The sequence below is a fragment of the Sporosarcina sp. CAU 1771 genome (genome assembly GCF_054482775.1).
Map to the genome: position 1 here is coordinate 23,190 of NZ_JBTLRN010000006.1, position 18,462 is coordinate 41,651.

General features: G+C 38.9%; 20 protein-coding genes and 1 riboswitch. Of the genes, 19 read left to right on the forward strand and 1 reads right to left on the reverse strand.

The window, feature by feature from the left end; genetic code table 11:
* Positions 1 to 209: 209 nt before the first annotated feature.
* The 5 genes from ACXYMX_RS06775 to ACXYMX_RS06795 all read left to right on the forward strand — a co-directional run bounded on the left by ACXYMX_RS06775 (position 210) and on the right by ACXYMX_RS06795 (position 5,459).
* On the forward strand, positions 210 to 929 hold the full coding sequence (locus ACXYMX_RS06775; RefSeq protein ID WP_459043485.1) for a response regulator transcription factor: 720 nt from the start codon (positions 210 to 212) through the stop codon (positions 927 to 929).
* A complete protein-coding gene (locus ACXYMX_RS06780) occupies positions 922 to 2,700 on the forward strand; it encodes an ATP-binding protein (RefSeq protein WP_459043486.1) in 1,779 nt (592 codons plus the stop codon). The genes ACXYMX_RS06775 and ACXYMX_RS06780 overlap by 8 nt, the downstream gene beginning before the upstream one ends.
* 45 nt (positions 2,701 to 2,745) lie before the next feature.
* Positions 2,746 to 3,288 (forward strand): RNA polymerase sigma factor SigX, encoded by a 543-nt coding sequence (gene sigX, locus ACXYMX_RS06785; protein WP_459043487.1) that lies wholly within the window; start codon positions 2,746 to 2,748, stop codon positions 3,286 to 3,288.
* Positions 3,275 to 4,513 carry a hypothetical protein gene (locus ACXYMX_RS06790; protein WP_459043488.1) on the forward strand — a complete coding sequence of 413 codons (1,239 nt, stop codon included), beginning with the start codon at positions 3,275 to 3,277 and terminating at the stop codon, positions 4,511 to 4,513. Before sigX ends, ACXYMX_RS06790 begins: the two co-directional genes overlap by 14 nt.
* A gap of 81 nt (positions 4,514 to 4,594) precedes the next feature.
* Positions 4,595 to 4,726, forward strand: a riboswitch (FMN riboswitch).
* A gap of 154 nt (positions 4,727 to 4,880) precedes the next feature.
* Positions 4,881 to 5,459 (forward strand): ECF transporter S component, encoded by a 579-nt coding sequence (locus ACXYMX_RS06795; RefSeq protein WP_459043489.1) that lies wholly within the window; start codon positions 4,881 to 4,883, stop codon positions 5,457 to 5,459.
* Positions 5,460 to 5,606: 147 nt separating this feature from the next.
* Here the strand turns inward: ACXYMX_RS06795 and ACXYMX_RS06800 are convergent, their stop codons facing one another.
* A complete protein-coding gene (locus tag ACXYMX_RS06800) occupies positions 5,607 to 5,858 on the reverse strand; it encodes a ferredoxin (protein ID WP_459043490.1) in 252 nt (83 codons plus the stop codon).
* Between the two features lie 116 nt (positions 5,859 to 5,974).
* On the opposite strand from ACXYMX_RS06800, the gene ACXYMX_RS06805 reads away from it, so the two are divergent.
* From ACXYMX_RS06805 to ACXYMX_RS06870, 14 genes are all read left to right on the forward strand, one after another.
* Complete coding sequence (locus tag ACXYMX_RS06805; RefSeq protein ID WP_459043491.1) at positions 5,975 to 7,018, forward strand: YpbB family protein; 1,044 nt, start codon at positions 5,975 to 5,977, stop codon at positions 7,016 to 7,018.
* Positions 7,015 to 8,451, forward strand: a complete 1,437-nt coding sequence (locus ACXYMX_RS06810) for a RecQ family ATP-dependent DNA helicase (RefSeq protein WP_459043492.1) — start codon at positions 7,015 to 7,017, stop codon at positions 8,449 to 8,451. Before ACXYMX_RS06805 ends, ACXYMX_RS06810 begins: the two co-directional genes overlap by 4 nt.
* A 131-nt stretch (positions 8,452 to 8,582) precedes the next feature.
* A complete protein-coding gene (locus ACXYMX_RS06815; RefSeq protein WP_459043493.1) occupies positions 8,583 to 9,245 on the forward strand; it encodes a LysM peptidoglycan-binding domain-containing protein in 663 nt (220 codons plus the stop codon).
* Between the two features lie 121 nt (positions 9,246 to 9,366).
* Positions 9,367 to 10,047: a metallophosphoesterase gene (locus tag ACXYMX_RS06820; RefSeq protein ID WP_459043494.1), complete on the forward strand. Its 681-nt coding sequence runs from the start codon at positions 9,367 to 9,369 to the stop codon at positions 10,045 to 10,047.
* A gap of 156 nt (positions 10,048 to 10,203) precedes the next feature.
* Positions 10,204 to 11,175 (forward strand): YpdA family putative bacillithiol disulfide reductase, encoded by a 972-nt coding sequence (locus tag ACXYMX_RS06825; protein WP_459043495.1) that lies wholly within the window; start codon positions 10,204 to 10,206, stop codon positions 11,173 to 11,175.
* Between the two features lie 91 nt (positions 11,176 to 11,266).
* Positions 11,267 to 11,959: a glutamic-type intramembrane protease PrsW gene (gene prsW, locus ACXYMX_RS06830; protein ID WP_459043496.1), complete on the forward strand. Its 693-nt coding sequence runs from the start codon at positions 11,267 to 11,269 to the stop codon at positions 11,957 to 11,959.
* A 179-nt stretch (positions 11,960 to 12,138) separates the two neighbouring features.
* Positions 12,139 to 12,903: a spore cortex-lytic enzyme gene (sleB, locus tag ACXYMX_RS06835; RefSeq protein WP_459043582.1), complete on the forward strand. Its 765-nt coding sequence runs from the start codon at positions 12,139 to 12,141 to the stop codon at positions 12,901 to 12,903.
* Positions 12,904 to 12,975: 72 nt separating this feature from the next.
* Entirely contained in the window at positions 12,976 to 14,265 is a 1,290-nt protein-coding gene (locus ACXYMX_RS06840) for a PepSY1/2 domain-containing protein (RefSeq protein ID WP_459043497.1), read from the forward strand.
* Between the two features lie 80 nt (positions 14,266 to 14,345).
* Positions 14,346 to 14,987, forward strand: coding sequence for a flagellar brake protein (locus ACXYMX_RS06845; RefSeq protein WP_459043498.1), 642 nt, complete (start codon positions 14,346 to 14,348; stop codon positions 14,985 to 14,987).
* A 158-nt stretch (positions 14,988 to 15,145) separates the two neighbouring features.
* On the forward strand, positions 15,146 to 15,823 hold the full coding sequence (cmk, locus tag ACXYMX_RS06850) for a (d)CMP kinase (protein WP_459043499.1): 678 nt from the start codon (positions 15,146 to 15,148) through the stop codon (positions 15,821 to 15,823).
* Positions 15,820 to 16,401 (forward strand): lysophospholipid acyltransferase family protein, encoded by a 582-nt coding sequence (locus ACXYMX_RS06855; RefSeq protein WP_459043500.1) that lies wholly within the window; start codon positions 15,820 to 15,822, stop codon positions 16,399 to 16,401. The genes cmk and ACXYMX_RS06855 overlap by 4 nt, the downstream gene beginning before the upstream one ends.
* An 82-nt stretch (positions 16,402 to 16,483) precedes the next feature.
* Positions 16,484 to 17,629 carry a 30S ribosomal protein S1 gene (gene rpsA, locus ACXYMX_RS06860; RefSeq protein ID WP_459043501.1) on the forward strand — a complete coding sequence of 382 codons (1,146 nt, stop codon included), beginning with the start codon at positions 16,484 to 16,486 and terminating at the stop codon, positions 17,627 to 17,629.
* A 190-nt stretch (positions 17,630 to 17,819) separates the two neighbouring features.
* The gene (locus ACXYMX_RS06865) at positions 17,820 to 18,041 is read left to right on the forward strand and encodes a transcriptional regulator (protein ID WP_459043502.1); all 222 of its coding nucleotides are present in this window, start codon (positions 17,820 to 17,822) and stop codon (positions 18,039 to 18,041) included.
* 2 nt (positions 18,042 to 18,043) lie between these two features.
* On the forward strand, positions 18,044 to 18,436 hold the full coding sequence (locus ACXYMX_RS06870; protein WP_459043503.1) for a hypothetical protein: 393 nt from the start codon (positions 18,044 to 18,046) through the stop codon (positions 18,434 to 18,436).
* Positions 18,437 to 18,462: the final 26 nt, after the last annotated feature.

Here is an 18,462-nt window from a genome sequence, read left to right on the forward strand (position 1 = left end):
TCCTTCATCGGTATGATCTACCTGGTGTTGGCCTAAATGATAGACTGCATGGATGTTAATCATAGTCCGTGCAGTCTTTTTTCTATTTCGGTTAGTTGTCTGAGTGTTCTATCAATAAAAAAGAGGACGCTAGACGACGCAATTTATTTCAATTTAGACGGTCCAATTGTACAATAGTAGTAGAGCCTATTTGAGAGGGGAAATTAAACATGGAAGAGAAGTTAACTTTACTTGTTGTGGATGATGAGGAGAGAATTCGTCGTCTGTTAAATATGTACCTTACGCGTGAGGGCTATGAGGTAGAAGAAGCTGTAGACGGTGCAGATGCGCTGGAAAAAGCACTTGTTACGAATTATGATTGTATCTTGCTCGATTTAATGATGCCTGAAAAAGATGGTCTTGAAGTGCTAGAAGAGTTAAGAGAACAAAAAATAATGACGCCAGTTATAATGTTAACTGCAAAAGGTGAGGAATCGGATAGAGTTTCTGGTTTTGAAGCGGGTGCCGATGATTATATAGTGAAACCCTTTAGTCCAAGAGAAGTTGTTTTACGGGTAAAAGCTATTCTAAGAAGGTCTGTGTCATTTGCAAGCAACGTACCTTCAGCAGCCTCTAAAGATTTAGTGGTGTTTCAACAATTAACAATTGACCATGATGCGCATCGTGTAACAGCAGAAGGACAAGAAGTGAATTTAACGCCAAAAGAATACGAACTTTTACATTTCCTAGCGAAGTCACCTGATAAAGTTTTTGATAGAGAACAGTTGTTAAAAGAGGTTTGGCATTATGAATTTTTTGGTGACCTACGAACAGTGGATACGCATGTGAAACGACTTCGTGAAAAACTAAATCGTGTCTCTGAAAGTGCAGCGAAAATGATCGTTACAGTCTGGGGTGTCGGATACAAATTCGAGGCCCATAATGAATAGAATATGGAATTCAATCGTCGGGAAGCTATGGGCAACCATATTGCTTCTCGTTACTTTTATATTGTTTGTTGTAACGGCTCTCTTACTGGAGTTTCTTGACAATTTCCATACAGAGCAAGCCGAAAACTCATTGGAAAGAGAAGCTTTTACGATTTCGAAAATTGTTTGGCAACATAACGCTGAATCCTCTCTGGAACCGATTATTCAGGACATTCTTGACGAAGAGACAAATGCACTAATCGTTAATGAAATCGGAGACATTACATATTCATTCCATAGTGGTTTAGAAAAAGATGAAATTGAAAAGAAAATACTTACAGAACCTGCATTTTTAACAATCGCATCAACAGACAAACCGATCTTTAAAGAAATGATGTTACCTTCTCTTTCTGAAGAAGGTGTGATGGGAAAATACATTGTTTTGGCGGAGCCGTTTGAAAGAGAAGCAGGAGTTAAGGGAACTGTATTTATCTATCAAAGTATGGAGTCGATTCATCGAACGACTAAGAAGACGACATCTATCGTATTTATTTCTGCATTCATTGCTTTTATTTTAACAACGATTTTTGCGTTTTTCCTTTCGACACGAATTACGTCTCCATTAAGACAAATGAGACAAGCTGCATTTGAATTATCAAAGGGGAATTTTGACACAAAATTGCCTGCTTTGACGAATGACGAAATTGGTCAACTTGCAACAGCCTTTAATCAAATGGGCAGACAACTAAAATATAATGTCGAGTTAATTAGTCAGGAGAAGGAGCAACTTTCGAGTATTTTAACGTCAATGACGGATGCTGTAATTAGTTTTAACCGCGATGTTACAATTACTCGAAGCAACCCCCAAGCAGAACGTTTACTTCAGAATTGGTATTTTAAGAACAATGAAAAAGCCGATGCAATACCACCAGAACTTATTCATATGCTTGAACACGTTTTATCCTTTTCAGAAGAAGTTGAAGCAGAACTTGAACTGGGTGGTAAGTTTTATAATATTTCCATCAGTCCCTTGTATAGTGGCAACAGCATTCGCGGAGCAGTAGCCGTACTTAGAGATATGACTGCACAACACCAGTTGGATAAACTACGATCTGATTTCATCGCAAACGTATCCCATGAGCTTCGCACACCTATTTCCATGCTTCAAGGCTACAGTGAAGCGATTATGGACGGCGTTCCTGCTAATGAGGAAGAGCGAAATGAAATGGTACAAATCATTCACGATGAATCCATGAGAATGGGTAGACTTGTGACGGATTTACTTGATCTTGCGAGAATGGAATCAGGGCATATGAAGCTTTATAAAGCCGACATTCCAGTTGTTCCTTTTCTGAATCGTATTCTGAATAAATTCACGCAAGTTGCACGCGATGCGCATGTTGAATTGGGCTTCACTTTCCCAGAAGGTGATGGTATGACTTTACATGCGGATGAAGATCGCCTTGAACAAGTATTTACAAATCTGATTGATAACGCAATTCGCCATACGCCCGATGGAGGAAAAGTAACCTTATCTGTCGAAAGATATACAGACGTGTGTGTAATAGCAGTTTCGGATACAGGTTATGGCATTCCTGAAGAAGATTTGCCCTTTATATTTGAACGTTTTTATAAGGCTGATAAAGCCAGAACAAGAGGCAAGGGCGGCACGGGTCTAGGGCTTGCGATTGCAAAGAATATAATAGATGCACATAACGGCGTTATTTCAGCAGAAAGAGGCACGGACAAGGGAACTATTTTCACTTGTACACTTCCTTTAAAAAATGTGTAACTTTTATGGTTGGTAGACGACTAACTTAATGAACGGGGGGATTTCATGGACGACTCCGTTTTTCATCGGTTATATGAACAGTATCACCAAGACGTCTTTAAGTTTCTTATCTATTTGACAAGAAATAGAGACCATGCGGAAGATCTTTCCCATGAAGTTTATGTGAGGGTACTGAAAGCATATGCCGGTTTCGAAGGGAAGAGTTCTGAAAAGACATGGCTTTTTTCAATTGCGAAAAATGTCGCTATTGATCATTTCAGGAAAAATGCAGTTCGAAGAAAGCACTTATTCGATAAGTTTGATTGGGAAAAAAGTGAACTTGTTTCAACAGGTATTTTACCCGAGGAAATGCTTCTGATGAGTGAAGAAATGCAAGCTTTATTGAAAGAGCTTGATCAATGTACTGGGGATCAAAAAATGGTTATTGTTATGCGTTATTTCCAAGACTTATCAATAGCCGAAACAGCTGAAGTCCTTGGTTGGACAGAAGGTAAAGTTAAGACAACCCAGCATAGAGCCATAAAATCTTTGCAGAAGAAAATGAATGTTCTTCCGGAAGAAGGAGGGAAACTGAATGCCCGACCATAATTGGGACGATCAGAAGATTGAAAAGTTATTAAAGCAAACACCCAATATTATAGATTATCGTTCTAAATCAGAAATACTATCACAGCTTAAACAAGATGATCGGTTGCAAAATATGAAAAAGAAAAAAAGTGCTTCTAGGTGGATACCGGGAGCAGTTGCGGTTGCAGCATTACTCCTTTTAAGTATTTTAATACCATCCATGTTGCCTGGAAATGAAGACTCGATAAAACCAGCAATGGAGTCTTCCATGGATCTAGCAGATGGCGACGACAGTTCGTCTGAATCAGAAAGTTTGATGAAGTCGAGTGAAAGGACCGAGGAAGCTGAAACTTCGGAGGTAGTTGAAGACGCTGCTGCAAGTGAACAAATTATTACTTATGGCGATTCGGCACGTAGTTATGTTCTAACTCCAGAGGAACTGGACAGAACACGAACATTTCGAGTAGGGCTAACGCACGCAGCAAATATTATTCCGGTGACATTTCTTATTCCAGAGGATCGATTCACATCAGACTTTCCTGACGGAGAACCAAATAGCATCGAATTATATTCTAAATATGCAGCTGAAATTCCAGAAGAAGAGTTAGGCTTTGACGAATATCATCCGTATAGCGGTAACTTGTCAGTGGAAAACGATGTAATTGTGCATGAAGTTTCTAAAGGGCATAATTATGATCGATCTGCCGCGTCCTTAGGTGTTTATTACGGGACGATTGACGAGACATTTTACGATTTTGATAAGTTTAAAACTGTTGATGGGAATGGAGATTTTGCAGAATTTGATTATATTGGATTAACAGAAATAAAAAGCTTGCCTAAGGGGAAGCGTCCACTACCGTATTATAAGTACGTCAAGAGTTCAGGGGAGTCTTATTTAATACCAGACGGCGGATCGTCCTTCGATTCGGTTGAAGATGCTCTTTTGGCAATGAAGGAAGCTCCTAATGATCTTGTGGAGTCGCTTATTCCAGGATCGATTGACTTTGATGTTCAAGTTATTGATGGTGGGGGAGTTGCGGTAATTACGTTTAAAGAACAACTTGATAGTTCAAAAATAAATACAGACGATCTAAATGCCATGATTGAAGGTTTTATGCTAACAGCTCAAAACTTTCACACGCTTGTCAGACTCGAAAACGTTTTACAAGAACAGTTTGGTAAATATGATTTAACATCGAATTTACCAGAGCCAGTAGCTGTAAATCCTTTATATCTCTCGAATTAAATACTAATAAAAGTGTTTTGTAAACAATTGAGTTTACAGAACACTTTTTTTATTATATGATTGATTTGTAACATAATATTGATTCATCTTCGGGGCAGGGTGTAATTCCCGACCGGCGGTAATGGAAAGTGATTTTCCGAGCCCGCGAGCTTAACAGCTGATTCTGGTGAGATTCCAGAGCCGACAGTAAAGTCTGGATGGGAGAAGGTGAAGGTGCAGTCTTCTTTTTGTTGTCTTCAAAAAGGATGCTTACTTAAGTGTGCCTTTCTACTCCCTGGAGCTATTAGCTTTGGGGATTTTTTGTCGACATGGATTGAAGATCGCTCTTTCCTCTTTTGAAGTGAATCGCAAAAGGAGAGAGGAACAAATGAACAACAACAAATTACGAAAGATGCTTATCATCGCAATGCTCGGGAGTATTGGTACAATTTTAATGCAATTCAATTTCCCGTTGCCAGCATTACCTCCATTTTTGAAAATCGATTTTGGAGAAGTACCCGCGGTTATAGCAGTTTTAACGCTTGGACCGGTTGCAGGGATTATTGTGGAGGTCATTAAAAACCTTTTACATTGGTTCTTAACGGGAAGTCCAACTGGGGTTCCTGTAGGTGAAATCGCGAACTTTGCGACAGGGGTTTTATTCATCTTACCGATTTACTTTATTTTTAATAAGTTCCGTAATACGAAAGGACTTGCTACTGGGCTCATCGTTGGGACCATTTCAATGGCCATTGGTATGAGTGTACTGAATTATGCTGTATTTTTACCAATGTACACGTATTTCTTAAACATGCCACCAACTTCAGGTGAAGCACTTTACACAATGATTGTCCTTGGTATCTTGCCATTTAACTTAATAAAAGGAATTATGATAACGGTTGTTTCTTTGCTTCTATTCAAGAGCATGAAGCAATGGATTGCGAAGCAACAAGCTCAATTTATTTAATATAAAAAAGATCGTTCTGAGATATCTCAGAGCGATCTTTTTTTTGCCTAGCTTACAGTGGTAAAGATAAAACTCCCAAAAGTCAAAGAGCGACTTCCGGGAGTTTTCCTATTTCCTTCGTGAGCTAACGAGGCGCTTGCGCTATTCTTAGTCTTCATATTTTAAAGGGTCGCCGTCAAATGATTCGTCAGCGACTTTTATCGAATCCGTTGGACAACCATCGAAAGCGTCTTCTAAATCTTCCGAGAGTTCTTCTGGAACTTGTACCGTACCCGTGTTATCATCAAGGATAACGAAAGCAATTCCATCATCGTCGTAATCGTAAATGTCAGGCGCAGCGGCTCCGCATGCTCCGCAAGCGATGCATGTATCCTGATCAACGATTGTATATTTAGGCATGTTCAGTCTCTCCTCTTTTCTCCGATCAAAAACCTTTTTGTCTACTTTTCCATTCTAATGATGTTTCTCATAGTTTTCAACAAAAAACCACTTTTTTTGAACGGAGGGGCACCTAAGTGAATCTATCTGCCATCATCTTGTCAATAATTTGTCGAATGGATGGGGAACGTTCGATTTATTCGGGGCTGCATTTATTACGAGGCAAACGCTCAGGACAAACATTGCAAGACATTGAATATTTTAATTTAAGGAACTTCTTTGGTATATATCCGAAACTAAACATTGAATTGTATGACGAAGCGTTTCGAGAGCTCAAGGATTCTGATAGTTTGTTTATTACGGAAGAAAAAATTGTGCGCTTAACTGACAAAGGAAGGGCTTTAGCTTCTGCACTTCCCACTTATCACTTTAATGGTTGGGATTATAGGGGAAATGAAATGATTTTCTTCTCAAGATTATCTCTTTTTGTGCAAACTGTTTCAAATATAAAAGCTGGGGAGAAGTTGTTTATTCCAATTGAGAAAGATCATGATGTCCAAGTTTTTGTAAAGGCTCTATTTCGAAGTCAATCAATTACTACTCCGGAACTGTCTAGGAAACTATTTGAAGAGCTTCGTACTTGCATCATAACGAGTAACATGTCAGAAGAGCAGAAGCTGATTGTAACCCATCGTTTGGGTGGTTTTGGATTAACCGGTTGGACATGGAATCAGCTAGCAGAACGTTTGAAACTTAGTGTTACGGGCGTTCGTCTATTATTTGTAGAAAGTCTTCACATGTTGCTAAGTGCAGTTGAACAGGAAGACAATATTTCGCTACTTAAAAAAATGACCGATGAAGTGAAAGTAGCTTCATATTTAACAACTTCAGCGTCACAAACAAAATATCTATTTAACAAAGGAATGTCGATGGAAGACATTGCTCGTTTTCGGCGGTTAAAAATGAGTACAATCGAAGATCACTTTGTGGAGATGTCCTTTAATGAAATCGATTTTCCGCTGGACCAATTTGTATCATCAACTGATATAAAAGAAGTTACTAATAAAGTAGAGGAATTGGAAACGAAAAGATTGCGGCTATTAAAAGATGACTTTGAACATCTAAGCTATTTTCAATTACGCCTTATTTTAGGGCGTAAGGCGAAAGGGGAGATTGGATGAATATCCATGCAATCCTAAAAGATCGATTTGGCTTTGAACGGTTTAGAACGGGGCAGGAAGAAGTTATTAAGGATGTTCTAGCAGGTAAGGATACGTTGGCCATCTTACCAACTGGTGTTGGGAAGTCTCTTTGCTATCAATTACCTGCCTATGCATTGCCTGGAACAGTCCTGATTATCTCTCCTCTTGTTTCATTAATGGAAGATCAGGTTGCGATTATGAAAAGAAACGGTGAAAAGCGAGTCGTAGCACTTAATTCATTTTTGTCATACAAAGAAAAAAGTCGAATTATAGAAGAAATTGCTGCTTATAAATTTGTTTTTATATCTCCAGAAATGTTGCTACAACCCGCCATTAATACGAGGTTAAAGCAGATTGAATTATCATTAATTGTAGTGGATGAGGCTCATTGTATTTCGCAGTGGGGTTTTGATTTTAGACCTGATTATTTACGTTTAAGTCATTTTCTAGAATTAGCTCAAAGGCCTAATATTCTTGCTCTGACTGCAACTGCGGATCATAAAATACTGAAGGATATCGTACAGTATTTACACTTGGATGTGCCTGCGATTCATAAATCTTCGTTAGATCGTCGGAATATCTCCTATTCCATTCAGAAGTTGGAAACGAATCAGGATAAAACGGAGTGGATTAAAGAACGTTTACAAGGAACACGAGGTCCTGGAATTATTTATGTTTCGTCAAGAAAACGGGCAGATGAACTTGCTTCATACTTATTAAGCGAAGGTACCTCTATAGCCTCCTATCACGCGGGTATGGAAAAAGTAGATCGTGCTTTTATTCAAGAACAATTTATAAGTGGAGAAATAGACTGGATCTGCGCGACGAACGCCTTTGGAATGGGAATACATAAAGACGATGTACGACAAGTCATTCACGAACATCTTCCTGCTACGATTGCGGGTTACATACAAGAAGTTGGGCGTGCTGGACGCGATGGTGAGTTATCAGCGGCAACGTTACTATATGCACCAGAAGATGAAGGGAAGACTCGCTTTATCGTTCAAGATGATTTGCCTATTGAGGAAGAAGTTCGCCACTACCAAGGTCTACTTACTAGTTCTGTTCCTAGCGATGAAGCAGCGACAATGGCGGGGCTGAGTGAAACAGGTAAACGGGTGATAGATTATTATTTAGAAAGTTTGTCTATAGATGATACGGTTTTTCGACTAGCAGAAGTCAGTCGAGAAAAAGAAATGCAAGTTAGAAAAATGCTGCAAATTATTCATTCGAACATATGTATACGTAAAGAAGTATTGTCTTTTTTTGATGAGGAACTAGAGGTGCATCCAACTTTTTGCTGTTCAATTTGCGGTTTAGATTCTATTGACTGGCTTTTGAACAATGAAACAAAGAATTTGGTAAGGCAACCGATGGATTGGCAACTACGACTTGAGAAGCTGCTTGGCTAATTTTTCAAAATCTAGACACAATCGAGCTAAAGCCCGTTTATTCAAGCATGTGTCATTTACTTTTCCGACAAAATTCGTCATAATGAATACAAGAGCTAAACATAAGTACGATGCGATAGGAGAAGTTTATTATGAAAAATAATGATTATAAAAGTGAAGTAGAAGAACACAGAAAAGAAGTTAATTTGATGGAGGATGGTAGTTCCGATAGCCTTCCATCACGTTCAGAATTACACGGTACAACTCGGAAACCTAAAAAGAAATCAAGTAATGCAATGATAAATACGATATTAGTTCTATTTACGTTAATACCTGTGGGCATATTAATTTATGTCTTTACCGATTTTTACAATCCAAAAAGTAATCAGACTGTAAGTGCAGGAAATTCAACGCCTGGATATGAAGTGAATAATAATGTTTCTGGGAACCAATCTAGTGGTGGTAATGAAATTGTTGTCCCAGTCGAAAAACCGGTGGAAAAGCCGGTAGAAAAGCCGGTAGAGAAGCCAGTAGAGAAGCCAGTAGAGAAGCCAGTAGAGAAACCAGTGGAGAAGCCAGTGGAGAAGCCAGTGGAGAAGCCAGTGGAGAAGCCAGTAGAGAAGCCAGTGGAGAAGCCGGTAGAAAAACCAGTGGAGAAACCAGCTTCCAGAACACATACTGTTGCTGCAAATGAAACATTGTATCGGATTTCGATAAATTATTATCAATCAGATGCTGGTGTTGAAAAAATTAAAAAGGCAAACGGTTTATCTTCAAATAGTATTTACGTGGGCCAACAGCTGATTATCCCTTAAGAGTAACTGATCAAAGATTGAAAGGTGGCGCGTCATTACGTTAATAAAGTATATATATTTCTTGATGTGCACCGCGTCTAGTCTCTTTGTGTTTATGTTTATAAATGCGAAGAAAAAGAACGTGATTACCCATAAAGTGGATATCTGTGTAGATGCCAGGCAATCTGTCGAGCTAAATGTGTTTTTTATTTCTGATATTCATCGGCGCAAAATTGATGACAAGCTTTTATCGAAAATTGGAAATGTTACTATTGATCTTGTTATTATAGGTGGAGATTTGGCAGAAAAGGGTGTACCGATTTCCCGAATCTCTGAAAATATACGTAAATTATCTCGTTTAGGACCAATCTATTTCATTTGGGGAAACAATGACCGGGAAGCTGGAGAGATTGAAATTAGAAATGTGATTAACATGTGTGGAGGCGTCATTCTTGATAATGAAAATGCTCCGATACCTGGACACCCTTCGTGGGGAATTTTAGGAACGGATGATCCTTCAAGTAGGAATGTAGATATTCCGGCTACCCTCAAAGGGATTGAAAATTATAAGAAAACAATCCTTGTAACACACACGCCCGCACTTTTTGGTAAAGTAGAACGTATCTATCACCCGGATATCATGTTGGCTGGACATACACATGGAGGTCAAATACGAATAGGTAAGTTCGGGTTGTTAGAAATAGGTTCATTCAAAATGAAGGGGAATCGGGCTCAACTAGTTAGTAATGGATTCGGAACTTCGACATTACCTTTAAGACTAGGTGCCATGCCTGAATGCCATATTATCCAAATTAGATATTAGGAAAATTTATCTTCATTCAGCAGGCGTTCAAACTCCTGCTGAATGAAGATAAAGCCTCCGGCGGATGTCCCAGATTTTGAAAGGTGTTAATTGAGCATGCTCAATTCAAAATCTGGACGCAATCACGCCGAGGCGTGATTGATAAGGAGCGGTAAGATGCTACAAAAAGATATAGTTGTTATAGGTGGCGGTCCATGTGGACTTTCGGCTGCTATTGAATTACAAAAAAAGGGGCATGATGTTCTTGTTATTGAAAAAGGGAATGTTGTCAATTCCATCTATAATTATCCAACCCATCAAACGTTTTTCAGTACGAGTTTAAAATTATCCATTGGCGATATTCCATTCATTACTGCGAAAGATCGACCCGTTAGGAATGACGCACTCGTTTATTATCGTGAAGTTGTTAAAATGAAAAATATTGACGTTCATAGTTTTGAAAAGGTGGAAGACGTTAAAAAAGAAAACGATGTTTTTAAAATTACCACAAACAAAAATGAATATACTGCGAACCAAGTGGTTGTAGCAACAGGCTACTATGATAATCCGAATATGATGGACATTGAGGGAGAAGATTTACCGAACGTCTACCACTATTTTAAAGAAGCTCATCCCTACTTTCAGAAGAATGTAGTCGTTATTGGCGGGAAAAACTCCGCTGTCGATGCGGCTCTTGAATTAGAGCGAGCAGGGGCAGCTGTTACGGTAATCTACCGAGGAAGCGATTATTCGCCGAGTGTAAAGCCTTGGATTTTACCAGGATTTGATAGTTTGGTGCGAACAGGTGATATTGCTATGCATTTTGAGTCAGAAGTGATAAAGATAGCAGAATCTAATGTCACTTTTAAAAAAGACGGCGAACTATTTAACATACCTACTGATTATGTTTTTGCTATGACGGGGTATCATCCAGATCACACATTCCTTAAAAAAATAGGTATTGAAATTTTCGAAGAAAATGGTCGTCCCAATTTTGACGATGAAACGATGGAAACGAACGTCCCAGGTCTATTTATCGCCGGTGTTATTGCTGCAGGTAATGATGCAAATAATATTTTTATTGAAAATGGTCGATTTCATGGCGTTGCGATTGCTGAAGCAATTGATAGAAAATCAGTTCGAATTTGAAAAGCTACTTCTAATACCTAGTTTTGAATAGGTTTTAGGAGTAGCTTTTTTATAATAGTGTTATAATGATTAAGAGTAGGAGGGCCGTCTAATGTTCATATTGCTCACTGTAGCGATTGCGCCTGGATTGGCGCTCTTTAGTTATTTTTATTTAAGAAAAGACATAGCAAAAGAACCGTCTCGTACGTTATTCCACACGTTTATATACGGTTCGATTATGACATTCCCAATTATGTTTATTCAACATGTATTCGAAGAGGAAAATGTATTCAGTTCCATATTCTTTCGTGATGTCGTGTTTACAAGTGGTCTGGAAGAGTTTTTCAAGTGGTTAATTTTACTTTTGGTTATTTATCATCACGTGGAATTCGAAGATGCATACGATGGTATTTTATATGGTGCAAGTGTGTCGTTGGGATTCGCAACTGTTGAAAACATTTTGTATCTATTTACTTTCGGCACCGACATCGCATTTATTCGCGCATTGCTTCCTGTTTCAAGTCATGCGTTGTTTGGGGTTGTTATGGGCTATTATATCGGGCGCGCTAAATTCGCTGAGAAATCGAATAAGAAACTGCTATTATTTACAGCTTTTCTGGCAGCGTATGTTTTGCATTTCGTTTATAACAGTATTTTTCTAATTGATGATTTGTTTCTGTATTTAATTATTCCATTTATGTTGTTTCTATGGTGGTTTGGATTAACTAAAGTTAAATATGCACATACATTTGCAATGCAACAATATAGAAAAAAAGTGAAAATAAATTCGGGAAGATCCAGCTAACACTTATGCTGGATCTTTTTTGTTGTTCAATTTCTAGTAGTGAATTATTTACATCCGTTCTCCTTGAAAGTCTTTCTCCTTAAAAAAATATATGAAAACGCAATTTATTAAATAAAATCGGACATATTGGACAAACTGAAAGAAAAGGAGGAATAAATTTGAAGCAGATTGTCATCCGCATGGTTATTGTTGTGCTTCTTCTTGGAAGTGCGTATGCCATATCTCCTGTACATACAGGTGCATTTAGTACGCAACAAGTCGCTCGTGGTGCTTTTGGTGACGATGTCATTGAATTGCAAGCAAGACTTCAATACATTGGCTTTTATAATGGAAAGATTGACGGACAATTTGGTTACGGAACATACTGGGCGCTTCGGAATTTTCAAGAAAAGTATGGCCTGCCTGTAGATGGAATTGCGGGTTCAAAGACGAAAAAGAAACTTGCCGATGTTTCAAAATACGATGAAAAGTTTGTTAAGGATAATATAAAGAAAGGTACTAAATTCACGCATTATGGAGGGAAACCGCTTGATTCACAAGTGGGGAAAGGTACTGGTGCAGGAAAAGACGTCCAGTTGCCAGCAAAGTACTCTGAGCAGGACTTAAAGCTGCTATCGAATGCGGTTTATGGTGAAGCTAGAGGTGAGCCGTATGAGGGACAAGTTGCAGTTGCAGCTGTTATTTTGAATCGGGTCGAACATTCGGATTTTCCAGATACAGTAGGGGCGGTTATTTTCCAACCAGGTGCATTTACAGCTGTAGATGATGGGCAAATATGGCTTGAACCAAACCAACGTGCTACAGAAGCAGTTCTTGATGCGATTAATGGGTGGGATCCATCGGAAAATGCAATTTACTACTTTAATCCAATTACGGCTACGAGTAAATGGATCTGGTCAAGACCGCAAATCAAGAAAATTGGTTTGCATATATTTTGCAACTAACTTATGACTGGGGGCGGACAAGCGGAAGAAACCGGAAGAACTAGACGCTTTCGGTATCACTTTTGCTAGCTTATGAAAAAAACGATATTTGTTCTAGTTTATATGATTGTGGCACTTTCGGTTTTTTCTTATGGAAAAGCAACGGAGAATACGCAACTATCTTTGTTGTTAAACGCGCAGTACGCAAAGAAAATGACGGATGCATCAACAAAACTTGAAGAATTGGATACAGCGGTTAAAAAGACCCTGCTGTTTAATGAGCAGGATGGCTCGGCAAAAGCACGTGAAGATATTTGGCGTTTGTCATCTGACATTAAAAATTCAGTTGCCTCACTTCCGTTGGATCGACAGTTTTCGAATTCATGGATGAACTATTTGGGGCGGCTTGGTAACTTTGCAAAAGAGTCTGAGCGCGTTGGGGACAATGAAGAGTATCATCGTGTAATGGCGGAAGCTTCGAACAATCTGGATACGATGGCCAGTGAATGGGAGGTTGCAACAGCTGGATTGATAGATGGAAAAATGTCTGTTAACAGCTGGGCGAATCAGCTCGAGTCTGTTGAAGTTGGACATGATTGGTCCGGGATGGCTGAAACTGTAAAACAGTATACAGAAAGTGATTTTCCCCTAACGGCGAGTGAGTCTGACTCGTTGAAGAAAAAAGAATTACGCGAAATGGATGACCATGAAATTACTTCAGATGAAGCAATTGAACGATTTAAGGAGTTATTTCCTACGATTTCTAACTCAACTGTTGTTGTTGAACCTAGTAAGCCGGGTTCACCTTATCCTTTTTTTCATATTCGTTTTGCTGAGAATCAGTCAATCGGATATATTGATATTACTGAAAAAGGTGGTCATGTGCTTTCGTTTCTCACAGAAAGACCTTTTGGAAAAGATATTCTTAGGCATGAGGAAGTCCTGGATAAGGCAGAAAAGTTTTTAAAAGAAGCTGGTTACGAAGATACAGTTTTCATGGAAGCTCGTGAAAATAATACAGCGTGGCACTTTGTTTTTGTTCGAGTTGAGCCCGAGTATAAAGCTAAAGTTTTTTCTGATACAATCCATCTTAAGGTTGCTAAAGACGATGGAGGTATTATAGGGCTTGATGCGATGGAGTATATTCGGAAAGAAACGACGAAGCCTCAAGAAATCACTAAGAAAGATTGGGCACGTTTTTTCCATTCGGGCGTAACCGTTATTGAAGAAGAATTGGTGTATGTTGAAAACGACAGATTAGAGCAACGTCTTGCCCATTATTTAATCGTTACTATGCAACAAAGTGGACAGGATGTAGAAACCTACGCAGTTGTTGTTGATACGGAAACCTCAGAAGTGATAACGACCGAAAAACAACAATAGTCATTTTGTGATTCCCCATTGGTTTTTTCTTCCTACCATGAGATAATAGAAGCATGACTTTAGGATGGTAGGTGCTCTCTGTGCTTTTGACAATAGGAACAATTATAATAATTGACAAAGACTTTACCGGCGAAAGTGAGAAATATAAAAGTAAAGTAATTGATATAGCCGATGATCATGTAATGATCGATTATCCAACGCATATGGAAACTGGAAAGACAGCTTTCTTTATTGATGGAACAAAGTTGCTCGTCAATTTTACCGACAAAAGAAAAATGTCTTATGCATACCGTTCCGAAGTGTCTGGGCGAATGATGCAAGAAGTTCCCATGTTGAAGTTAACTTATCCCGGGGATGACCAGCTTATCAAAATACAGCGACGCGAATTTGTTCGAGTGGACACAGCGATTGATGTTGCCGTTTTTAATGGACAAGAAAAAAGCCAATACATCGCTGAAGATATAAGTGCAGGTGGTATAGCGCTGAGGGTTCCTGAATCTCCGCCTTTCGAGACAAATGCTACACTTTCGCTTGTTATTGTCCTTCCTTTTATGAACAAAGAAATAAAATACATTTATGTAGATGCAACGGTTGTCCGTATTTGGGAGAAGTCCGGGCGTAAGATAGCCTCGTTGCAGTTTGAGGACGTTAGTATGGAAGATCGACAACGTATCGTTCGATTTTCATTTGAAAAGCAATTAGAAATGCGAAATAAATCCTAAATGTAAGCCATTGGCGACTGTTTCGAATTTGAATTAAGAAGCACAATTCCAATACTAGAAATAAATATGCCTAGGTGTGTTTGATAGGAGGAAGAGTCAGCCAGAATGGGACTTTTCCTCTTTCCTTATGTTACAATATTGATGTGGGAGTTGATGAAATGGAAAAAACAATTAAAATTGCAATTGACGGTCCGGCAGCAGCTGGAAAAAGCACAATAGCAAAAATGACAGCAGAAAAGTTAGGTTATACATACATAGACACAGGTGCAATGTACAGAGCACTTACGCATAAAGCACTTCAAATGAGCATAGATATTAAAGACGGTATAAGTCTTGAGAATTTATTGCAGGAAACAGACATAGTGCTTGTTCCTAAGGGGAAAGTTCAAGCGGTAATTGTAGACGGCGAAGACGTTTCGGAGGCCATTAGATCCCAGCTAGTTACTGCGGCAGTATCTTCTGTCGCTGCACATAACGAAGTTCGTGAGCTAATGGTTGAGAAACAGCGGGTCTTGGGTGAAGGAGCAGGCGTTGTTATGGATGGGCGAGATATTGGAACGCATGTATTACCACATGCAGAATTAAAAATCTTTATGACTGCATCTGTAGGAGAACGTGCATCCCGTCGCCATATCGAAAATAAGAAGCGAGGCATTGAGTCTTCGTTAGAGCAATTGGAACAAGAAATAAGTGAACGCGATCGTGCAGATAGTGAACGTGAAGTCTCACCTCTCAAGCAGGCAGAAGACGCCATTCTACTAGACACAACATCTATGTCTATTGTAGAAGTGGCTGAGGAAATTAGTAGACTTGCAGAAGTGAGGCTAAGCGAGTGAACTTATATCCGTTAGGGAAATTTCTGGTAAGCGTGGCCCTTTATCCATTATACAGAGTACAAGTGATAGGCAAGGAGAATTTCCCGAAAGAGGGCGGGGTTCTTCTATGCACGAATCATATTGATAATTTAGATCCTCCCGTAGTTGGAATGACATGCCCAAGAACAGTCCGTTTTATGGCGAAAGAAGAATTATTCAATATGCCGGTATTAAAAAGCATTCTACCGGCTGTCCAAGCATATCCTGTTAAACGGGGGATGAGTGACCGGGAAGCATTTCGCAATACACTCAAATTCCTTAAGGCTGGTGAAGTTGTGGGATTGTTTCCGGAAGGGACAAGAAGCACAACTGGAGAACTGGGTAAAGGACTTGCGGGCGCTGGTTTTTTCGCATTAAAAGGAAATGCGGTCGTCATGCCTTGTGCAATTATTGGACCTTATAAGCCGTTCAAAAAATTGAGGGTTATCTATGGTAAACCGATGGATATATCACCTTACCGTGAACAAAGAGTTTCATCCGAAGAGGTTACGGCACTCATCATGGGTGAAATTCAAAAGTTAATTGATGAAAATAAATGAACGGTGCAAGGGTAATTTTTTGTTTTTATCAGTGAATTCGCATACTATAGTAAGTAAGATTCATTATAGAGGAGGACTACATATGTCTGAAGAGATGAATTTAGAAGTAGAACAAACATTTAATGAAGGTGATCGTATTAATGGAAAAGTTACAAAAATTGAGGACAAATCGGTAACTGTTGAAATTGCAGGTGCACCGTTTGATGGTGTGATTCCAATTAGCGAACTTTCCAGTTTACACATTGAAAAAGCAGCTGATGCAGTAGCTGAAGGTGATGAGCTTGAACTTATTATTTTGAAAGTTGAAGAGGAGAATTATGTTCTTTCCAAGCGGAAAGTCGATGCAGAAGATGCGTGGGATTCCCTTGAAGAAAAATACAACAACAAACAAACGATTGAAACGGAAGTAAAAGACATCGTTAAAGGTGGTTTGGTTGTAGATCTTGGCGTGCGAGGTTTTATACCGGCATCGCTTGTAGAAGACCACTTTGTTGAGTCGTTTGAAGACTACAAAGGGCGTATGATGACATTTAAAATTGTTGAGATGGATAAGGAGAAGAACCGCTTAATTCTTTCTCACCGTGCAGTCCTTCAAGAAGAAAAGGAATCGAAAAAAGGTGAACTATTAGAGGATCTAGAGATTGGGCAAGTATTAGAAGGAACCGTTCAACGTTTGGCTTCGTTTGGCGCTTTCGTTGATATTGGTGGAGTCGATGGACTTGTTCATATTTCACAACTCTCGCATGAACATATTGAAAAGGTATCAGATGTTTTGAATGAGGGGGATAAAGTAAATGTGAAAATCTTGTCAATCGACCGTGATGCTGACAGAATTTCACTTTCTATTAAAGAAACTTTACCTGGACCTTGGGAAGCAATTGAAGAAAAGGCACCTAAAGGATCGACACTTGAAGGCACAGTAAAAAGACTTGTATCCTATGGAGCTTTCGTAGAACTGTTCCCAGGCGTCGAAGGTTTAGTTCATATTTCACGTATTTCACATCAGCATATTGGAACGCCAGAAGAAGTATTGAAAGAAGGCCAAAAGATTCAAGTAAAAGTGCTTGAAGTGAATCCAATAGAAAAACGTCTTTCGTTAAGTATTAAAGATCTAATCGAAAAAGAAGATGACAATTCATACGGTGACTATGTAATGCCTGAAGAAGCACCAGGCTTTTCAATTAGTGACGTTATCGGAGACCAACTTAAAAAGTTTTCTGAAAGATAAAGCTGTGCATATAAATAATCTAGATGGTAGTGCCCTTATTGGGTGCTATCATCTTTTTTACGTTCAAAATTATAGATGTAAAAAAGAATGTGTTAATTGACAGCAATCCTTTTTGAATCAAATGGAAAAATTTAATGCTTGTAAACAGAACATACATTCCGTATAATGATAAAAAGAGGAGGGAACAGGTGTGCGCAATCAATTGATGAAGTCGGTTAAACAGAATGGGATACTGGATATGATGTATATGGCTAAGAGTGGGGAAGTCAGCAGGCGAAGAATCAAGGTCTTGCAAGTTGGTGAAGTCTCTTTTCGAGCATATTGCTATCTTCGTAAATCAAAAAGGACTTTTATAATTGATAATGTGCTAGCGCTTGTTCCTATCGAACAAAAAGAAAGTGTGGTTATTTAATTATGATACCGGACGAAGCGATACTGCATTTTGAAAATGCAATCTATTTGCCGATGCTAGTTCTAATTATGGAAAGAGATCGAGCGCAAATAGAAATTAGTGCATTGAAATTTAAAAGTCCATATTTGAAAATGGTTGAGCAAGCAATAAAGTTAGTGCAAGCTGATTTGAAAAATACAAATCAGTACTTACGACAAAAAAATATGAAGTTAATTAAACGAGCAACAGACGGAGACTTCACTGAGTACGCCTTTATTAATAGGGGATACGAAGATCGGCGTCGTTACTTTAATGTACGTTTGCGGAATCATACGGAAGAATTGTTAGAGAAGTACTTGAGGGAAGGGATGAACAAAGATGGACAAAAAAGAACAATGCATTTACGTAGTTATTAATTTTGAGATACGTACTTTGCAGGTGA

Coding starts and splice junctions, on each gene's coding strand:
- ACXYMX_RS06800 (WP_459043490.1), bottom strand. CDS start 5,858: ATGCCTAAATATACAATCGTTGATCAGGATACATGCATCGCTTGCGGA.
- ACXYMX_RS06815 (WP_459043493.1), top strand. CDS start 8,583: ATGAAAAATAATGATTATAAAAGTGAAGTAGAAGAACACAGAAAAGAA.
- sleB (WP_459043582.1), top strand. CDS start 12,139: ATGGTTATTGTTGTGCTTCTTCTTGGAAGTGCGTATGCCATATCTCCT.
- ACXYMX_RS06780 (WP_459043486.1), top strand. CDS start 922: ATGAATAGAATATGGAATTCAATCGTCGGGAAGCTATGGGCAACCATA.
- ACXYMX_RS06825 (WP_459043495.1), top strand. CDS start 10,204: ATGCTACAAAAAGATATAGTTGTTATAGGTGGCGGTCCATGTGGACTT.
- prsW (WP_459043496.1), top strand. CDS start 11,267: ATGTTCATATTGCTCACTGTAGCGATTGCGCCTGGATTGGCGCTCTTT.
- ACXYMX_RS06795 (WP_459043489.1), top strand. CDS start 4,881: ATGAACAACAACAAATTACGAAAGATGCTTATCATCGCAATGCTCGGG.
- ACXYMX_RS06790 (WP_459043488.1), top strand. CDS start 3,275: ATGCCCGACCATAATTGGGACGATCAGAAGATTGAAAAGTTATTAAAG.
- ACXYMX_RS06840 (WP_459043497.1), top strand. CDS start 12,976: ATGAAAAAAACGATATTTGTTCTAGTTTATATGATTGTGGCACTTTCG.
- ACXYMX_RS06775 (WP_459043485.1), top strand. CDS start 210: ATGGAAGAGAAGTTAACTTTACTTGTTGTGGATGATGAGGAGAGAATT.
- sigX (WP_459043487.1), top strand. CDS start 2,746: ATGGACGACTCCGTTTTTCATCGGTTATATGAACAGTATCACCAAGAC.
- rpsA (WP_459043501.1), top strand. CDS start 16,484: ATGTCTGAAGAGATGAATTTAGAAGTAGAACAAACATTTAATGAAGGT.
- cmk (WP_459043499.1), top strand. CDS start 15,146: ATGGAAAAAACAATTAAAATTGCAATTGACGGTCCGGCAGCAGCTGGA.
- ACXYMX_RS06870 (WP_459043503.1), top strand. CDS start 18,044: ATGATACCGGACGAAGCGATACTGCATTTTGAAAATGCAATCTATTTG.
- ACXYMX_RS06810 (WP_459043492.1), top strand. CDS start 7,015: ATGAATATCCATGCAATCCTAAAAGATCGATTTGGCTTTGAACGGTTT.